Below are 17,442 nucleotides of genomic sequence, written 5' to 3' on the forward strand. Positions count from 1 at the left end.
GCGCTGCGGGACTCATCGGGTGGGCAGACGCCGGGGGACGCAGGATGGGACATGCTGCAACCCTCTCATGACAGCGCCCCCGCGGACCTTCTGGTCCGTGATCCCGGGGAGCAGATCCCGTCCGATCTGGGGTTTCTGGTTCGGCCCGATCACTGCCCCACCCAGAAATGTCTTTGTGATGGGCGACAAGTGAGGAGTGTTCATCGATACCCGGCACTTCGGGAGCCCCCGTCGAGGACCTGGAGGCCACGGTTCTGCTGCCCAAGAATTGCATCCAGTGGTGCAAGAGCAATGCTGCGGGGTGCTGTCACCAGCCACGACAGCGTGCGGATGGGGCCCTCACCGATGTTATGTGGGTGAGGGCCAGCCACAAGCTGGATGGCCCCCACCAAAGCGCGATCAGTGCCCGAGGCCGGTCTTGTGGCTCACGTCCTTGTACCAGTCCGACCAGCCGTGACCGTCCCAGTAGCGGTACTTGACCACGTGGTACACCTTCTTGTCCTGGTGGTGATTGAAGTGGCGCCACTGCCCCCCGCCCCAGGTTTCACCGCCGTGGTGGTTGAAGCTGTACTGGTAGTAGTCACTGCCGTGCTCGTGAGAATTCCCGTACTTGTCCTCGGCGTAGTAGTACTGCTTCACCTGCACCTTGGTGTAGCCCTTCTCGCACTTCACCTTGAAGGGGAACGCGGCGTAATGCTTCCCCTGATACTTCTTGTAATGCGGCTTGTAAGCATCCACATCACAGCCCTTCTGCTGCCCCTGGGTCACCACCGCGGCGGACTGCACCTGGGTGGTCGGCGTGGCCGCGGCTTGGGCCGGTGCTCCGAGGGTGGCGAGGCCGCCTGCGGCCAGAGTGAGCGAAGCCATGGACAATACGGCCTTGGAGAAGTAACGCCGGCTGGGCTTGGCGGTATGCGTGGACAATGCGCGAGTGGATGACATTTTGATCTCCTGGCGAGATGCGGGGATTTATTTTGCCGAGCCCCTACCCCTGTTGCGGAGGCAATTTTTGGTGCGCCGACATCTAAAGCATGTCGGCCAGGTCATTGCGCAGCATCCATCCCGGAGTTGATTTCCCAACTACACCCACGGGTGCACACCGCACCCACCTGAAGGACTGCCATACGGCGCGAGGAAACTTACTGACCCACCAGGTTGGCGACGCGGTCTTAGCACCCTGGATCCGGTGTGGAGTTGTCCAGAATTCCGTCCGACCAGACCTCCTCCACGTGGCGCAGCACCACCAGGCGGTGATGGGCCTGACGCCGGCGTACGAAGTTCTGTGAGTCATGCGAGTTTCCTCGGATTCGGAAGACCCGAGTGGCAACCACCTCTGTCGGTTTTAGAACGAGCCGGTTCAAACCGTTAGGGGCATGACCCTAGCTCGCGATCGGGAGGGAGAAGTAAAATAGAGGGACAAGACTGGCGCTCGGCCCGCCAAGGACCGGGGAAGCATCTCGATGGACATTGCTCCCCACCTGGGACGATGTCAGGAGCTAGGGGGCACTGCGGAAACCGCTGTGTGCAGTGCAGACTGTGCGCGGCGGAGAGTTCCCGAGCTGAGGGCGTGACCATCCTTTCGTGGATGGGCATGCCCTTCTTGCGTGTCCAGTACGTTATTGCCGACACCCACCAACAACAGGCCAGGCAGATGCACGGGTGGCTTTCGGTGCAGGGACTAGCGCCTCAGTCTCGATCCAGCCGCCCATGGCATGGATGGATGAGGACGGCGGCCACGGTGGGCCTCACGGGTTCGCCCCGGCCGCCTCACGAAAAGTTGCGGCGACGCTGGGCATTCCCCAAGCAGCTCGCCAAACTCGAGGAAACTGAGGGGCCAGAGACCGGGAGATGTGACCTGTAGCTGATGATCCCCCACCACCAGGCCGGCCCCAGCATGGCTGCCGCCATCCTGGGGTGCACGGAGGATCCGACCGTGACCTCCTTGGCGCACTCGATCCTCACCAGCCAGCAGCCCGAGATCCAGTACAGGGAAAAGCTGCTGGCCACCCCCACTGACCCCCGAGCCACCCAGACGCCACGGATGGGACGATGAGAGCCCCGACGCAGCCCAGGAGGCCGTCCCGGAGACCTGCTGAAGGGCGCGGCCGATCATGTGGGGCTGGGGTGGGGTGCCAGGCAGGGACAATGGAGGCAACCCGCCGCCTTCTTCAGCGGCGGGTGAAGGAGAGCAGCTCATGAGCACGAAAACGCCCGAGCACACCGGGCAGGCGCACCCCGGGCTGGGCCGGCTGGGCGGTCACGGGGTGAGGCGGTGGCAGCTCGCTGCTGCCGTGGTGGTGGCCTTGGTGGTGTTGATCCTGGCGATGCTCTACAGCGGCTCGGGGGCCGCTCGTCTGGCGGCGGATCCGGGGGCGCTGGTGCGCTGGGGTCTGCCCGTGGTCGAGGTGGTGCACAACAGCGCCCTGGTCGTGGTGCTGGGTTCTCTGCTCTTCGCTTTGGGCGTCGTGCCGAAAAAACGTGGTGGGTTCCGCCGCCGCACAGACGGGCGGAACGGAGGCCAGGAAGCGGAGCACCCCTTGTTCACGGCCACCATGGGTCTGGCCGAGGTGGCGTCGGTGGTGTGGACGGTGGCTGCCGTGGTGGTGCTGGTGCTGTCCTATTCCGATGTGGCGGGGGTGCCGGTCGGCGGGGACGAGGCCTACGCGCAGCAGCTGCTGTACTACGCCACGGATCTTTCCCTGGGGCAGTCTCAGGCGGCGACCGTGGTGGCCGCTGCCGTGGTCACCACCCTGGTCTTCGGCGTCCGGGCCCTGATGGGACTGTTGCTCACCTTCGTCCTGGCGTGCACGGCCCTGGTGGCGATGGCCCTCACCGGTCACGCTGCCGGGGGCGCGGACCACATGGGTGCGGTGAACTCCTTGGGCCTGCACCTGCTGGGCGTGTGCCTGTGGACCGGTGGGCTGGCGGTGCTCGCCTGGCTCTCGCCGCAGCTGAGCGGATCTGACGCGGGCACCGGCACGCTGCCCGCGGGGGCCGGCCGCGGCGCCGGCGTCCGGGGCCAGGTGCCGATGGCCGCCGTGGTGCTGCGCCGCTTCTCGGCGGTCGCCTTCGGGGCCTTCTTCTTGGTGTTCCTCTCCGGGACCATCAATGCGGCGGTGCGCATCGGCTCCTGGGAGCAACTGTTCAGCCCTTACGGGCAGTTGGTGCTCCTCAAGGCCGCCCTGACCCTGGGGCTGGGCCTGGCGGGGCTGGCCCACCGCCGCTGGTTGATCCCCGGTGTGGAGGCCGGCCGTCTCACCGCCCGGCGCGCGGTGTGGCAGCTGGTGGCCGGGGAGCTGCTGGTGATGGGTGCGGTCATGGGCGTGGGCGTGGCCCTGTCCCGCACCGCCCCACCGGTGCCCGAGGAGATCGCCCCGGATGCCACCCCGGCCGAGATCCTCACCTGGTACCCACTGCCAACCGAGCCCACTGCCGCCTCCTGGTTCACCACCTGGCGGGTGGATCCACTGTGGCTGGCGGTGGTGGTCTTCCTCGCCGCCGTCTACCTGTGGGCGTTCGTGCAGGTCCTCCGCCGCGGGGACTCCTGGTCGGTGCTGCGCATCCTCTCCTGGCTGACCGGGCTGGCGGTGCTGTTCTACGTCACCTCCGGTGGGGTGGCCGTCTACGGCCTGGTGCTGTTCTCCGCACACATGGTGGAGCACATGATGTTGACCATGGTGGTGCCGATCTTCCTGGTCCTGGGTGCGCCGGTGACGCTGGTGCTCAAGGCGCTGGAGCCCCGGCAGGACGGGTCCCGCGGGCCGCGCGAGTGGATCCTGGCCCTGGTGCACTCCCCGTTCTCCAAGATCGTGACGCACCCGATCTTCGCCGCGGTGAACTTCGCGGCCTCGATCGTGATCTTCTACTTCACCCCACTGTTCGGGTTCACCCTGCAGTACCACGTAGGGCACGTGTTCATGATCACCCACTTCTTGATCACCGGGTACCTGTTCATGCTCGTGCTGATCGGCATCGACCCGATCCCGTACCGTCCCGGCCACATGATGCGCCTGATTCTGCTGCTGGCCACGATGGTCTACCACGCCTTCGTCGGGGTGGCCCTGATGGGCTCGGACACCCTGCTGCAAGCATGGTGGTTCGCGAACATGGGCCGGGATTGGGGCCGTAGTCCGATCGAGGACCAGCAGTTCGGCGGGGCCCTGATGTGGGGAATCGGAGAGTTCCCCACCGTCGTCGTCGCCGTGGTCGTGGCGATCATGTGGGCGATCGAAGGCAAAAAGGAGAACCGTCGCGTGGACCGGGCCGCCGACCGCACCGACGATGCCGAGCTCAAGGCCTACAACGCGATGATGGCCGGGCTCGCCGAGCGGGACGAACCCACGAGGCGTCCCTGAGCCAGGTCCACGGAGGGAAGCCGTGACCTTCACGGCGGCCTGACAACAGAGGCGACACGACGCACCGCGGTGTAGGCCCGACCGGCACCTGCCGCCAGGGCCTGTCGATTTGGTGGGGCACTCGAGGGCCACCACATAATGGGATCGCCGCCTCGAGCGGCTGATGAACTGAGGGGGGTGGAGGCGTGAGCGCACGTGCACGCCGACTTGCCCGCGGGTGGGCCGGAGCCGGGATGGCCACGGCCTTCGCCGCCGCCTCCCACCTGGCCGCCGGCGGTCACGTTCCTCCGGTGCTGTTGGTGTTGCTGTCCCTGGCCCTGTCCGGGCCGGTGTGCATGGCCCTGGCCGGCCGGGTGCTCTCCCGCTCCTCGTTGCTCACCGGCGTGCTCGTCAGCCAGGGTGTCTTCCATCTGCTCTTCAGCATCGCCGGATCCGTGACGACCGTGGCCGATGCCACCCACCACGCGGCGCTGAGCTCACCGTCCATCGGACCGGCCCTGGTGCTGCAGGCTCAGGCTCAGGCTCACGCGGTGAATGGTGGCACCGGCATGCTGGTCTTCCATGTGGTGGCCGCCGCGGCCACGTACGGGTTCCTGCGCCACGGCGAGGTGGCCGTCGTGGACCTGCTCGACGCCCTGCGACTGCGCGTGCGCCGGCTGTGGCGGGTCCTGTCCGCCCCGGTCGTGGTGCACCGGCCCCGACCTGTCCCACAGGGGCGTCCGCATACGCTGACGGATCAGTCGCTGCTGCGCCCGGTGCGCTCCTACCGCGGACCACCGGCAGGTTGTCGTCGGAGTCTTCTGCTCCCGACCGGGCTCGCCCGGTTGCCCGCCGGCTGAACACCACCACCTCTGTCGGGGCCGGTAGTGGTCGTGGGCGGAGAAGACAGACTCGGCGACTCACGCGCCGCCGGATCGACCACCGGCTCGGCGGCTCTGTCTGACCCACTCATTCATTGCCCCTCGAAGGGACCCCTTTGCCATGCTGACCACCACTTCTGTTCTGCGCCGTACCGCCGCCACCCTGAGCGCGGTCGGCGCCCTGACCGCCCTGGGACTGGTCCCCGCAGCCGCCCATGACGAGGTGCTGAGCACCTCCCCCGAGCAGGGCGCCGTGCTGGAGAGCGCCCCGGAACAGATCGAGCTCTCCTACAGCGGGGAGATCATGGACATCGGCCACCAGGTGCTGGTGACCGGCCCCGAGGGGCAGTCCGTGACCGAGGGCCCGCTCGAGCGCGACGGTTCCCAGGTGGTCCAGCCCCTGGCCGAGACCGGGTCCGAGGAGGGGACCTACCAGGTGGTCTGGCGGGTGGTCTCCAGCGACGGTCACCCCATCGAAGGCACCTACACCTACCAAGTGGGTGACGGCGCGGACACCACCACCGCGGCCCCCAGCCTCAGCAGCACCCCGACCGACGCCCCGACTGACGGCTCGGACAGCTCCGCCCAAGCCCAGGACGCGGCCGCACAGGAGGACTCCGGGGGTCTCTCCGGATGGGCCGTCGGCGCCACCGTGGTAGTGCTGGCCCTGGCCGTGATCGGGCTTCTGGGCTTGATGTCCCGTCGCCGCCGCAAGAGCTGAGCCCCTCGCAGCCCGGCCGGCGCAGATGCTCTACAGCACAGGCCCCAGGGGCGCGGCGACAGCCGTGCTCCTGGGGCCACCCCCGACCGCCCCGAATGCCCAACCGCCCACTCTGAGGACCACGACCGCTGTGAAGTTCGACCTGCCCGGACCGCTGCCACCGCGAGGCCCCGCAGCTCCCCCGGCGGGGCCGGATTCCCCGCAACTCTCCCACCAGGGCTGCCGCGGGGAAGGTGGAGTCTGACATGGGCACCTACCGTTTCCTGCTCAGCGGCCAATGGCTGGGCTTCCTCCTGCTCGCCTGCGCCGCCGCCGTGGTCTCCGTGTACCTGGGCGGCTGGCAGATGGACCGCAACGACCACCTCGTCGGCGAGAACACCAAGATCACGCAGAACTACCGGGCCGAGCCCCTGACCGGCGCGGCCGCCGCCGAGCAGTTCGCCGCCCACGACCCCTCCCTCACCTGGCGCCCCGTCAAGCTCACGGGCGAGTACCTGCCCCAGGACCAGGTCTTGGTCCGCAACCGGCCGCAGAACGGACGCGTGGGCTACGAGGTCCTGGTGCCCTTCCGCACCGGCACCGGGCAGGTGGTGGTCCTGAACCGCGGCTGGATCCCCACGGGCGCATCGGCCAACGGCATGCCCGACGAGGTCCCGACCCCGCCCGCAGGCACCGTGACGGTCTCCGCCCGGCTCCAGCCCGGGGAGCCGGCCGTCAGCCGTGGGGCCCCCGAGGGGCAGATCGCCACCATCGAGCTCGAGCAGTTGCAGGAGCGGTGGGACCGCCCGATCGGCACGGAGGCCTACGGCCAGGTCTTCACCGAGGCCCCGGCGCCCGCGGTGGCCCCCGCCCCGGCCCCCGAGCCGGAAATCGACTCCGGACCGCACCTGTCCTACTCGCTGCAGTGGTACGCCTTCGCGGCTCTCTTCTTCGTGGCCTACGGCTACGCCGCCCGCCAGCAGGCCCGCAACGACGCGTGGGACCGCCAGTTCACCCAGGAGATGGAGCGCCGGCTCGCACGGTTCTACGATGAGGACGGCAACTACATCGGCCAGGGCGACGAGGAGCTCGTCATCCGCCAGCTGGAGATGGCCGACGACATGCCGGCCCACCTGAAGTCGCTCATGCGGCCCCGGCCGCAGCGGCGGCGCTCCCGCCCCACCTGGGAGGACGAGGAGGACGCGATGCTGGACGCCCTGGAGACGCCAGCCGCGGTCCGGAGCGGAACCTAGGCCCCGCTGCGGTCCACGGACGAGTTGCACTGACCCGCAGCGTTAGTGATGCGCTCCGACACGAGGCGGTGGGCCAGGACGGAAAGTCTCGGCCCCCCGCTCACGGCCGGCTCAGGAACTGGCATCCGCCCCCTCAGCGCTCTGCCGGACGGCCTTGGCCGCCAGGAGGTAGGCGAGGATCCACGGCTCGACGAGATACCGGTGGCCCAGCCGCCGCGGCTGGGTGGCCAGTCGGTAGGCCCATTCCAGGCCCATGGGCCCGAGCCAGCGCGGGGCCGATTTCTGGATACCAGAGTACTGGTCGATCACCCCGCCGACGGCGGCGTAGATCGCCGTGGGCAACTCCTCCCAGTGCCGACTCAGGAACTCCTCCTGCAGCGGCATGCCCAGGCCCACGATGACGAAGTCCGGCTGGAACTCCTGGAGCGTTCCGACGATGCGGTCCTCGAGGGCCGAGTTCCACCCTTCGCCGGGCCAGCCCTCGACCGTGCGCTCAGGGTCCTCCGCACGGAGCATGGCGACCGTGGCGGCGTTGCTTTCGGGGCTCGCGCCGATGACGGCCACGCGCCGCACGGGGGTGTTCCGGATCAGGCCGGGCAGCCAGTCCATGGTGCCGATACGGTGCCGCCTGGCGCTGAGCGGCCGCCCGGACTGCCACTTGGCCATTTTGAGGATGGGAAAGCCGTCCGTCAGCACCACGTCGGCCTTGTCGTAAAAGGCGCGGAACGTCGGGTTGACCTCCCACGTGTAGAGACTGTGCAGATTGTGGCCGAGGATCACGGTCTTGCGCCGCTCCTCCCACGTGGCCGCAATCCACTGGTGCAGCTCATTGGTGTCCATCGGTGTCACCCGGATGCCGCTGACCGGGATCTCGATCTTGCCCAGCTTGTCCGTCTGAGTCTGGTACTTAAGCATGTGTTCCCCCACTGGTTCGGCAGTTACTGCCTCATCGGTTGTCGGTCGGCACGTTTGCCCCCGCCGTGGGATCCCCCAGATCCTGACTGGCGCATGGGACACGCTCCCGTGGGCGCAGCATTCGGGGACACCAGCCCGTGTTCCCCCGAATACCCGCCAACATTCACGTTAGCAACGACGGGCCCCCCGGCGTGCCCCCACTTCCGGGTTGCGCCGTCCCCCAATATGTACCTATTTGCATTGATGTGCCTCCGTGCATCCAGCGAGGTTGCGTCCTGCAGAGTGGATGCTCTATTGGCGTCAAGGCGCTGTGATGTCGCGTTGGGCGGTCTCGTCGAGCCAGTGCTGACAGCGCTGGAGGAGCATGACGGTGAAAACCATCGAACCCATCGTGGTAGACGTATCCACGTCTCTCCCACCCAGGTGCAGTACCCCTTGCCCTGCTCGCCTGCTCCACAGGGCCTCGGCGAAGGCCAACCGCTAATCCGCCATATGTAAGGCGGTGGGTGTTGTGTCCTGGATGCGCAAGCCCGCCGGGGACAGCTAAGGGCCCTGCCAGGCACAAGGCCCCTCAGCGTTGCGTGGTGATCGTGACCAGCGTGGTGGAACGGGATGTCGATCAGTCCTCGTCCTCGTCGTCGCTCTCGACAAGCTCGCCCCGGCCTCCTTGCCCTCGGGGAGGGCGAAGGCGAAGAGGATAAGCCCGGCCACCGGGTCTACCCACGCCGCGCCGGTCAGCGCGAAGAGGATCAGCCCGGTCAGAGTGGAGACGGACAGCAGCACGCAAATCCTGGTCTCGGCGGCGCCAGCCAGGATCAGGTCGTCACCCAGGGCCGTGCCGGCCTTCTTCTTGACCGCGGCCAGCACCGGCATGATGACCAGGGAGAGCACCGGGATGATGATGCTCACTGGAGAGGGGTCGGGGGTCTTGCCCTCGGATTGCCAATTGAGGGCCCGCGAGCCAGTCCCGGATCCGTCGGATTCTTCGGTCCGGGCTACGTCGCTCCTCCACATTATCGACGGGTGCCCCAGCCTAAGGGGAGCAAAGACTGGGGCACCCTAACGCCCGTGCACGGGGTGATGAGAACGGGGTGTTCTCACTTGCAAACTATGCCCTCACCGGTCCGGAAGAACAGCCCGTACAGCTACCAGAGGGCAAGTTATGGGGAATCTTCACGCCATCTTGAGGAAAGCTATACAAACGACTTCGAAGTCAAGACGGGAATCCTACGCTGAGCAGGGGCCACACTGCCGTGGGTGTCCTGATGACGGGGGTCACTTCACCCCGTGTTGGCGGGTGAGTCCATCACCGGTCACGGCGACGACGGAAAGACACCGCAACGAGAGCCCGCAGACCGCGACATCGGGCTCTGGGAGCAGGGTTGCTCCCAGCGGGAAACCGGCTTCCTCCGCTACTGTCGAGGACGACACCTCCCGACGCCGCGGCGCGGCCTGAGCCTGACGCGGGGCTGTCCGGGGAGCCTGCCCGAGCGCCCTGAGGAGCACGACCGCCGTGGAGTCCGACCGGCTCAGATCGCTGTCCCCGCACGGATCCGCGGCACCACCGGCCGGACCCGACAACTTGCAGTGCTCCCGCAAGGGCTGCGGCGCGGACGCCGCGTGGCGGATCCGCTGGAACAACCCGCGCATCCACACCCCACACCACCGCAAGAGCTGGCTGGCGTGCCCCGACCACTGCGAGAACCTCGAGAGGTTCCTCCGCGCCCAGGGCTTCTGGAAGGACACCGTCCCGCTCGGCCAAGACGGGCCCGCCGGGCAGGACCGACCGTGAGCGACGACCGGTTCCAGCTCAGCGGGAAATGGCTCGACTTCTCTCTGTGGGCCGGCGCCGCCGCGGCGGTCTCCGTGGACCTGGCCGACTGGCAGATGGACCGCAACGACCACCCCCTCGGGTAGAGGCGGTCATTTCGCAAGGGCTTGGCAGGCGTCGCCACGGCGAGGCGGATATCTTGTTGGCGTCTCGAGCGGCCGATGCCGTTGCCCGCTCGCCCCGCCGATTGGAGGCCCCCTGTGAAGCGCACCATCACCATCACCGCCCTCGTCCTGGGGTGCGCCCTGGTCCTGCCCGGATATACCGGCAGTATCGAGGAAGCAGCAGACGAAGCATCCTCCGGATTTCCCGTTGCCGCAAACGGAATCAACGTCTTGGAGGCGGCCGTGTCGATGCCGTCTGAACACTGACCCCCGGGCGTGCTCCTAGGGCCATGCAGTCGAATCACCTGCCGGAGAACACATCGATTCCTGTCCTGCCCTTGAGCGTGCCCGTTATTCCTCTACACGCTGAAGGCATGAAGATTCGATGAAGAAATGTGCTTCGTTCGGATGGCGGATTACGGCAGACATGAGCGCGCGCTGAATTTATCCTCCGATATCCTCCGAAGCCTCCGCCCGAGAGCCTCGATCGCTTTTCTTGCCCTACGCGCGGAAACCGCCCACCGCAGCCACCGGCGGTCTCCCAGTGCTGACAGGCCGCCGCAGGCGTGCCGAGGGTGTGCATCTTCGGGCCCATCAGGGACTCTCCCCGGCCATGCCCCCGCTAACGGTGAACACACTGATGTTCCCGCCCGAAACGAAGCTCCACTGGGCCGGGAACACGTTGCTGAGCACCCTCGGCAACCAAGACGACCACCCGATCGGCGGCCGTGACCAAAACGTGACATTAGGGGGTGGGCCCTGTATTGTCCTCCTCGTGCCGAGAGCTGATCTTCTTGGCGCCCCCGTGGCACATCGCCGAGTTCTGCCGGTGCTCGGGGTTCCTGAAGAGAAATCGGTTGGCAGAAGCGGGGGAACCATTACCGGTCCCGGTGATCCGGGGCCTTGGGGTTAAGCCGTTCAGAGCGCGTGCGTTCTGCGGCCGGGTGTCTCCCACCCGCATCCGACAGCTCACCTCGTAGGCAAAGGGAGGAACTCCACCATGTCGCTTTTCAAGCTGAACGCTGCCCGCCACCGCGCCGAGACCTCGTCCCGAGCTGTGCGCACCACCACCATCGCCGCCGCCGCCGGCGCAGCGCTGGTGGGCTCCATCGCTCCGGCCCAGGCCTACGCCGAAATCCCCGCCGCCTCCGGGTCCTCCTATGCGGCTCCGGCCTCGGCGATGGCCGATCTGGCCTCCTACACCTACCAGGCCCCGGTCGCCGCGCAGCCCGCCGCCCCCGCCGACCAAGCCCCGGCCCCGCAGCAGAGCGCCGCCACCTCGAGCGTGAGCCCGCAGTCCACCGCCATCACCGAGATCGCCCCGGCCGCCGGCGGCATCGTGGGCACGGCCATGCAGGGCGTGGGCACCGGCTACGTCTGGGGCGGGACCTCCTTCGGGGCCTGGGACTGCTCCGGATTCACCGGCTGGGTCTACGCCCAGAACGGCATCGACATCCCCCGCACCAGCTTCCAGCAGATCGCCGCCGCCACCCCGACGTCCAACCCGCAGCCTGGTGACCTGGTGTCCCAGAACGGCGGCAACCACATCGGCATCTACATCGGTGGCGGCAAGATGGTCTCGGCGCTGAACCCGACCCAGGGCACCTTCGTCCACTCCGTCAACGCCATGCCCGTCGACGGGTACTACACCTACCGCTGAGCCGGACTCGCTGCTGCGGTGCCCCACGGGGTCACCGCAGCAGATCCCCGGACCGCTCTCACCCGGGGCCGGGCCGCCTCTACCTCACGCGCACCTGCTGTGCCCTTCACCTGCTGCGCCCTTCACCTGCTGCGCCCTTCACCTGCTGCGCCCTTCACCTGCTGCGGGAGTGCTTCTTTCCGAAAGCACCCCCGTCGGACATCGGTCGTTTCGGTGACACCGTCCGGGATCAGGCCTGCACTGGGGCGGTGAGTGATGCGCTGGGCGCGGCCGGAACCAGTTTCCGCGGCTAACCGGCCGATCACTTGAGTCCGGCGCCCGCGTCTCCACCGTCCAGACCTAGACCGGTGTCCTCGTCGACTGCTCCCCGGGGGCGCCCACACCGGGGTCCATCCCGGCGGTGGCGAGGCCGTGCACGGCGGCTGGAACGGCCACCAGGCGGTCCTCGACAGCGTCAACGTCGGCTCCGGGCCGGTCCAGGTTTGCCTACGCTGAGCCGGTTCAGGCATCACATACTCCGGGTGCGTCCTCTTTGAACGACCAGCGAGGAGTGCGCACCCGGTCCTTACTTCCCGCCCCAGGCCGGGATCTCCTGCGTCGTCGTCGTTAGCCACCGAGGACGCGCCTCTCCTGCGCTCGAGGATGCACACTCGCCCACATGTCCAGGAGTGGGTGGTGGACGATCTTCCCAAGAAGGCCTTGCAGGAAAGGCTCAGCGCAGTGGGCTACTGTCCTGCCCGTTCATGAGGAGCAAGACCCTTTTTGGGCCTTTCAAGGAGGACGCATGGCTGGTGGTACGGACCCGGAGCGGGCGCGGCAGGAACGCGCTGCGCTGCTGGAGAAGCACTGGGCGGCCGATGCCCGGGCCACCCGCAGGCGGCGGGTCCTGGCGGGCGCGGGTGCGGTGACGGCTGTCGCGGCGGTGGCGGCCCTGGTGACGGTGGCGGTGATCAACGATCCCCCGCCCCAGGCGCGGGAGGACATCGAGATCGCCGGGCTGCAGACCTTCGAGGGCCTCGGCAACTCCCATGTGGAGACCGCGGTGGACTACGAGCAGTCCCCTCCGGTGGGCGGGGACCACGCCAGTGACTGGCTCAACTGCGGGGTCTACACCGAGCCGGTGCCCGAGGAGAACGCCGTGCACGCCTTGGAGCACGGGGCAGTGTGGGCCGCCTACGACCCCTCGGCCCTGTCCGAGGACCAGGCTGAGGCCCTGCGCCAGGCTGTCCCGGACACCTACGTGGTGCTCTCCCCCTACGAGGATCTGGGCGCCCCCATCATGGTCTCGGCGTGGGGGGCTCAGGTCGCCCTGGACTCCCCGGAGGATGAGCGCCTGGAGCAGTTCGTGACCAAGTACTGGCAGTCCCCCGACGCCCCGGAGCCCGGGGCATCCTGCACCGGCGGCATCGATGCCCCCAGCCGGGTCGCATGAGCACCAGCACCACCGGCGCCGCCTCCAGGAGCTTGGCAGGGCACCGGGGACGGTGGGTCCTGCTGGTGCTGGCGGCCGTGCTGTTGGTGGCGGCCGGCTGGGCGGTGGGGCAGCTGAGTGCTCCGAGGTCCTCCACCCCGGCGGAGGGCAGCCCGGAAGCCGGGTTCGCCCGCGACATGCAGACCCATCACCTGCAGGCGGTGGAAATGAGTTCCCTGGTCCGTGACCGCACGGAAGACCCGGAGATCCGCCGGTTGGCCTACGACATCTCCCGCACCCAGCAGCAACAGGTCGGGCAGATGTACGGGTGGCTCTCCGTGTGGGGGTTGCCCCAGGCCTCGTCCCAGCCGACCATGGCCTGGATGGACGACGGCGCGCAGGACCACACGTCCATGCCCGGTATGGACTCCACGGCCCCGGGCCTGGACGCGCGAATGCCGGGTATGGCCACCGCCGAGCAGCTGGCCGAGCTCCAGGACGCCCAAGGCCGGAAGGCCGAACGGCTCTACCTCGAGTTGATGATCCCCCACCACCAGGCAGGTGCGACCATGGCCCAGGCCATCCTGGAGCGCACCGACCATCCCGTGGTGACGTCCCTGGCGCAGTCGATCGCCACCAGCCAGACCTCCGAGATCGACTACATGGAGGACCTGCTGGCCGAGCGACGCACCCCATCATGATGTCCATCCGCACGCCAGGATCAGCACACGTGGCCGGGCCCGTGAAAAGGCTGACGGGCTCAGACGTGAACCGGTCTCCAGGTTCGGCCCAGCTGTGCGCCGGGACCGGAATCCACCGGGGTTCTTCGGCCGCCACCTCCGAGATCCCATGGAAGTCCGGGAAGGGGCCGGTGGGGCACGCCCGCCCCACCGGCCCCGGTCCTGAGCTCAGGGCCCGATCAGGACCCCGGGCCCGTTCTGTGGCGTGCGAAAATGCGACCCTGGCAGTCGATGCTCTCCGTGACCATGGTTGACCCCAGCGTGGAAGGGCCGGTCTGGGTCCCGACCGAGCCCCCGAGTCTGGAGAACTTCCTGGCGCCCACGATGCAACCGATCCCGCTCATCCCGGCCATCGCGCTGGTGCTGGCTGTGCTGTATCTGGCCGGAGCAACCCGGCTGTGGACAGCACGGCGGCGGTGGTCGGTGTGGCGGACCCTGTGCTTCCTCACCGGGTGCGCGGCCACCGCGGTCACCATGGGCGCGGGAATCGAAGGCTACGGGCTGCGCATGTTCTCCGTGTTCATGTTCCAGCAGCTGACTTTGATGATGTTCGTCCCAGCGCTGCTGGTCCTGGGCAGCCCGGGCACTCTGCTGCTGCGGGCCACACCCCACCGCGGACCCGGCGCCGTGGTGCTGCGTCTGGCCCTGTGGGGTTTGCGCTCCCGCTGGGGCAGGCTCGCCATCCACCCCGCCTTCTTGGTCCCGCTGTTCTTGGTCAGCTTCTACGGGGTGTATCTCAGCGATCTGGACGACCGGCTGCTGCCCACCTGGTACGGCCACATCGGGCTGGAACTGCTGTTCTTGGCCTCCGGGATCCTGTTCACCGTTCCGTTGCTGTCGGCCGATCCATTACCGATCAAGCAGACCTACGGCAGTCGCTTGGCCGACATTGTCCCCGAGATGCCGCTGCACGCCTTCTTCGGCGTCATCGTCATGATGGCCCCGCTACCCGTCGTGGAGTTCTTCGCCACGCCCCCCGCCAACTGGGGCATCGACCCGATGGCCGATCAGGTCCTGGCCGGCTCGTTGGCCTGGACCTACGGAGAATTGCCGTCCCTGCTGATCCTGCTGTTCATCATGGCCCAATGGCACCGCGACGATGCGCGCAAAGCCGCCCGCGACGAGACCGAGACCGCCGTCAGGGGCACCCCGGAATTGGATGCCTACAACGCCTACCTGGATCAGCTGCAGCAGCGCACCGAGAACCGCTAGCCCCCACGGGAACCGGCTGACGCCGGCTGGAACGGGCAGGGACGCCGACGCGACCCGCCCGCCCCTGCCGTCATCTAGTGCGTGGTCTGCCGGTGGTCTGCAGGGCCCTGTCTGGCCAGGGACTCAGCTCAGGGTGTGGACGACCCGGACGCCGGCCTTCTCCGCCGGTTCTCGCCCGGTTGTACATCCGTGGTGCTGATATTCGCGGGGCCGGAGAAAACCGTCCGCAACTCGGCGCAGCGGTCCTGGAGGCGAGAACTGCTTCCACAGCCAGGACACAGGAAAAGGATAACCCTGGGCTAATCCGCCTTGGTGGGATGGAGGTTGAGAGGGGCCCGCAGGTCCGGGCCGGTGGGCGGGACCCGCCGGTACATCCGAGAGAAGGAACGCACCAGCATGGTCAACATCCACCACCCGAATTCGGGGACGCGGGGACCAACAGGGGGGCTCAGTCCTCCCGCTGGTGAAGAAGCCACGGCTGGTGGGGGTCGACGCCGCTCGGGGTCTGGCCCTGCTGGGGATGTTCTCCATCCACATTCTGCCCGCCTGGAACCCTGAGACCTACGAGGTCACCCTGCAGTGGCAGCTGTTCGCCGGGCGCGCCGCGGCCCTGTTCGCCCTGCTGGCCGGGGTCGGCCTGGCGTTCTCCACCGGCGGGCGCACATCCCATCGGGGCCGGACGATGACCGCCGATCGGGTGGGGCTGTTCATCCGGGCCGTGCTGATCACCGTGCTGGGTCTGCTCGTCAACCAGCTCATGCCCGGCGACCCGCCCGCCTACAACATCTTGCTCTACTACGGGATGTTCTTCCTGCTGGCCATCCCCTTCCTGCACCTGCCCGCCCGCACCCTGTTCGTCCTCGCCGGGGTGAGCGCCGTGCTCACCCCCGTGCTGATGCTGTCCCTGCGCGGGGTGCTGCCGGCGATGGAGACCTACAATCCCACGATCACCGGGGTGCTCACCGACCCCGGCACCGTGCTGTCCCAGGTGCTGTTCACCGGCACCTACCCCGCCGTCCCCTACCTGACCTACCTGCTCGCCGGCATAGCCATCGGCCGGCTCAACCTGCGGTCCCTGCACGTCCAGGGCCGGCTGTTCACGGCCGGTCTGATCCTGGCCCTGGCCGCGTGGCTGGTCTACTGGGTGCTGATCCTCCAGGCCGGCGGCTACGACCAACTAATGAGCTCCACCCCGTCGCTGAGCCACGAACAGATCGACGAGATCATCATTTGGGGCCCCGACCCCGTCCTGCCCGACACCACGTGGTGGTGGCTGTTGATCCCCGGCCCGCACACCAACACCCCGATCGCCATCCTCTACGGTCTCGGCTCCGGCACGGCCGTGCTGGGGGCGTTCCTGCTCATCGGGCGGAAGGCCGGCGCCTGGCTGCTGCCGCTCAGTGCTGCGGGCTCCATGACCCTGACCCTCTACACGGCCCACCTGCTGGCCTTGGCCGCGATGGTGCACTACGAGGTGCCCCTGCTGTGGTTCCTCATTCACGCCATCGGGGCGGCGGTGTTCGCCGTGGCCTGGCAGCGCGCCTACGGGCAAGGCCCGCTGGAGCGGGCCCTGGCCCGGACCGCCGGCGCGGGGCGCGGGCTCGTCCTCGCCCCCGGTCGTCGCGAATCCTGAGCCCGGACGCGGCTGCAACAGCGGCTGGTTCCCATCGAGCCGGCGATATCGGTAGCGGACACCAAAAACACCCCTACGGACCCCACGGAAGTAAACCGTGCCTTCGCCGGTCGGCCCCTGCTGGGCCACCGGTTCGGTAGTCACGACGACGAACCGGTCCGGCCTTCCGGGCCCGTCGTGGTCCGGGTGCGCCCATTCCTCCGACGGGTGCCCTGCCGTCGGATCCGATCAGCAGGCCAGCGAACATTTTGGGTACCCGAGACAGAACATGAGCACGCCGCCATTGGCCGGCAGGGCACCTGCATGGGCTTTTCGACTGCGGGGCTGGGATCATGTGACGAGGATCGGCACGTGATTCCAGCCCCGTGACGCACGGTGCAGAGGCTCGATGGGCTCAGGCCCTGGAGGCTACCGGGGTCCTTGACCGGTCACCGATGGGCAGGCGGCATAACCCTCTCGGCATCGGTTGCGCCCCTGCAAGGTGGCGCTGGACCTGGATGCCGGCAGACGCGCCGCGGGATAACAGATGCGGGGTGGCCCAGGTACACGACCTGCACCTGTGGACGCTGACCTCGGGGATGAACGTGGCCACCGCCCACCTCGTCGCGGTGCCCGGTGCGGACCATCAGAAAGTGCTCGGCGGTGCTCAGGACGTGTTGAGCGAGCGGTACGCAATTGTGCACGCCACCTTGCCGGCGGGAACCCGCCGACTGCGCCAGTTGCCACGACCTGACCTGGTAAAGGCAGCCTGAGACGGTCCACCCGTGC

General features: G+C 68.1%; 17 protein-coding genes and 1 riboswitch. Of the genes, 14 read left to right on the top strand and 3 right to left on the bottom strand.

The window, feature by feature from the left end; genetic code table 11:
- Window positions 1–399: 399 nt before the first annotated feature.
- On the bottom strand, window positions 400–942 hold the full coding sequence (locus ACZ2G1_RS03685; RefSeq protein ID WP_284563860.1) for a hypothetical protein: 543 nt from the start codon (window positions 940–942) through the stop codon (window positions 400–402).
- Window positions 943–1,894: 952 nt separating this feature from the next.
- Here ACZ2G1_RS03685 and ACZ2G1_RS03690 point away from each other — a divergent pair.
- The 5 genes from ACZ2G1_RS03690 to ACZ2G1_RS03710 all read left to right on the top strand — a co-directional run bounded on the left by ACZ2G1_RS03690 (window position 1,895) and on the right by ACZ2G1_RS03710 (window position 7,168).
- Window positions 1,895–2,053 carry a hypothetical protein gene (locus tag ACZ2G1_RS03690; RefSeq protein ID WP_470377712.1) on the top strand — a complete coding sequence of 53 codons (159 nt, stop codon included), beginning with the start codon at window positions 1,895–1,897 and terminating at the stop codon, window positions 2,051–2,053.
- A 142-nt stretch (window positions 2,054–2,195) separates the two neighbouring features.
- Complete coding sequence (locus ACZ2G1_RS03695; RefSeq protein ID WP_284563957.1) at window positions 2,196–4,355, top strand: bifunctional copper resistance protein CopD/cytochrome c oxidase assembly protein; 2,160 nt, start codon at window positions 2,196–2,198, stop codon at window positions 4,353–4,355.
- 185 nt (window positions 4,356–4,540) lie between these two features.
- Window positions 4,541–5,194 carry a hypothetical protein gene (locus ACZ2G1_RS03700; protein ID WP_336650717.1) on the top strand — a complete coding sequence of 218 codons (654 nt, stop codon included), beginning with the start codon at window positions 4,541–4,543 and terminating at the stop codon, window positions 5,192–5,194.
- A 142-nt stretch (window positions 5,195–5,336) separates the two neighbouring features.
- Window positions 5,337–5,936, top strand: a complete 600-nt coding sequence (locus tag ACZ2G1_RS03705; protein WP_284563955.1) for a copper resistance CopC family protein — start codon at window positions 5,337–5,339, stop codon at window positions 5,934–5,936.
- Window positions 5,937–6,181: 245 nt separating this feature from the next.
- Window positions 6,182–7,168, top strand: coding sequence for an SURF1 family cytochrome oxidase biogenesis protein (locus tag ACZ2G1_RS03710; protein WP_284563954.1), 987 nt, complete (start codon window positions 6,182–6,184; stop codon window positions 7,166–7,168).
- A 111-nt stretch (window positions 7,169–7,279) separates the two neighbouring features.
- Here the strand turns inward: ACZ2G1_RS03710 and ACZ2G1_RS03715 are convergent, their stop codons facing one another.
- Together ACZ2G1_RS03715 and ACZ2G1_RS03720 are read right to left on the bottom strand one after the other, a co-directional pair.
- Window positions 7,280–8,083 (bottom strand): WecB/TagA/CpsF family glycosyltransferase, encoded by an 804-nt coding sequence (locus tag ACZ2G1_RS03715; protein ID WP_284563953.1) that lies wholly within the window; start codon window positions 8,081–8,083, stop codon window positions 7,280–7,282.
- Between the two features lie 543 nt (window positions 8,084–8,626).
- The gene (locus ACZ2G1_RS03720; RefSeq protein WP_348651682.1) at window positions 8,627–8,992 is read right to left on the bottom strand and encodes a cation diffusion facilitator family transporter; all 366 of its coding nucleotides are present in this window, start codon (window positions 8,990–8,992) and stop codon (window positions 8,627–8,629) included.
- Between the two features lie 673 nt (window positions 8,993–9,665).
- Between ACZ2G1_RS03720 and ACZ2G1_RS03725 the strand changes: the two genes are divergently transcribed.
- The 9 genes from ACZ2G1_RS03725 (at window position 9,666) to ACZ2G1_RS03765 (ending at window position 17,426) form a co-directional block, all read left to right on the top strand.
- Complete coding sequence (locus tag ACZ2G1_RS03725; RefSeq protein WP_336650714.1) at window positions 9,666–9,875, top strand: hypothetical protein; 210 nt, start codon at window positions 9,666–9,668, stop codon at window positions 9,873–9,875.
- Window positions 9,872–10,000 (top strand): hypothetical protein, encoded by a 129-nt coding sequence (locus ACZ2G1_RS03730; RefSeq protein ID WP_255219702.1) that lies wholly within the window; start codon window positions 9,872–9,874, stop codon window positions 9,998–10,000. The genes ACZ2G1_RS03725 and ACZ2G1_RS03730 overlap by 4 nt, the downstream gene beginning before the upstream one ends.
- Window positions 10,001–10,114: 114 nt before the next feature.
- On the top strand, window positions 10,115–10,285 hold the full coding sequence (locus tag ACZ2G1_RS03735) for a hypothetical protein (protein WP_284563951.1): 171 nt from the start codon (window positions 10,115–10,117) through the stop codon (window positions 10,283–10,285).
- A gap of 572 nt (window positions 10,286–10,857) precedes the next feature.
- Window positions 10,858–11,013: riboswitch (cyclic di-AMP (ydaO/yuaA leader) on the top strand.
- 5 nt (window positions 11,014–11,018) lie between these two features.
- Window positions 11,019–11,678, top strand: a complete 660-nt coding sequence (locus tag ACZ2G1_RS03740) for a C40 family peptidase (protein WP_470377494.1) — start codon at window positions 11,019–11,021, stop codon at window positions 11,676–11,678.
- 784 nt (window positions 11,679–12,462) lie between these two features.
- Window positions 12,463–13,110, top strand: coding sequence for a DUF3105 domain-containing protein (locus tag ACZ2G1_RS03745; protein ID WP_035964797.1), 648 nt, complete (start codon window positions 12,463–12,465; stop codon window positions 13,108–13,110).
- Window positions 13,107–13,790: a DUF305 domain-containing protein gene (locus ACZ2G1_RS03750; RefSeq protein WP_144943352.1), complete on the top strand. Its 684-nt coding sequence runs from the start codon at window positions 13,107–13,109 to the stop codon at window positions 13,788–13,790. Before ACZ2G1_RS03745 ends, ACZ2G1_RS03750 begins: the two co-directional genes overlap by 4 nt.
- Window positions 13,791–14,075: 285 nt before the next feature.
- Window positions 14,076–15,041 (top strand): cytochrome c oxidase assembly protein, encoded by a 966-nt coding sequence (locus tag ACZ2G1_RS03755; RefSeq protein ID WP_144943356.1) that lies wholly within the window; start codon window positions 14,076–14,078, stop codon window positions 15,039–15,041.
- Between the two features lie 463 nt (window positions 15,042–15,504).
- Window positions 15,505–16,674 carry a heparan-alpha-glucosaminide N-acetyltransferase domain-containing protein gene (locus tag ACZ2G1_RS03760; protein WP_336650737.1) on the top strand — a complete coding sequence of 390 codons (1,170 nt, stop codon included), beginning with the start codon at window positions 15,505–15,507 and terminating at the stop codon, window positions 16,672–16,674.
- Between the two features lie 533 nt (window positions 16,675–17,207).
- Window positions 17,208–17,426, top strand: a complete 219-nt coding sequence (locus tag ACZ2G1_RS03765) for a hypothetical protein (protein WP_144943351.1) — start codon at window positions 17,208–17,210, stop codon at window positions 17,424–17,426.
- Window positions 17,427–17,442 lie beyond the last annotated feature (16 nt).

Source organism: Kocuria sp. KKT182 (assembly GCF_055635395.1).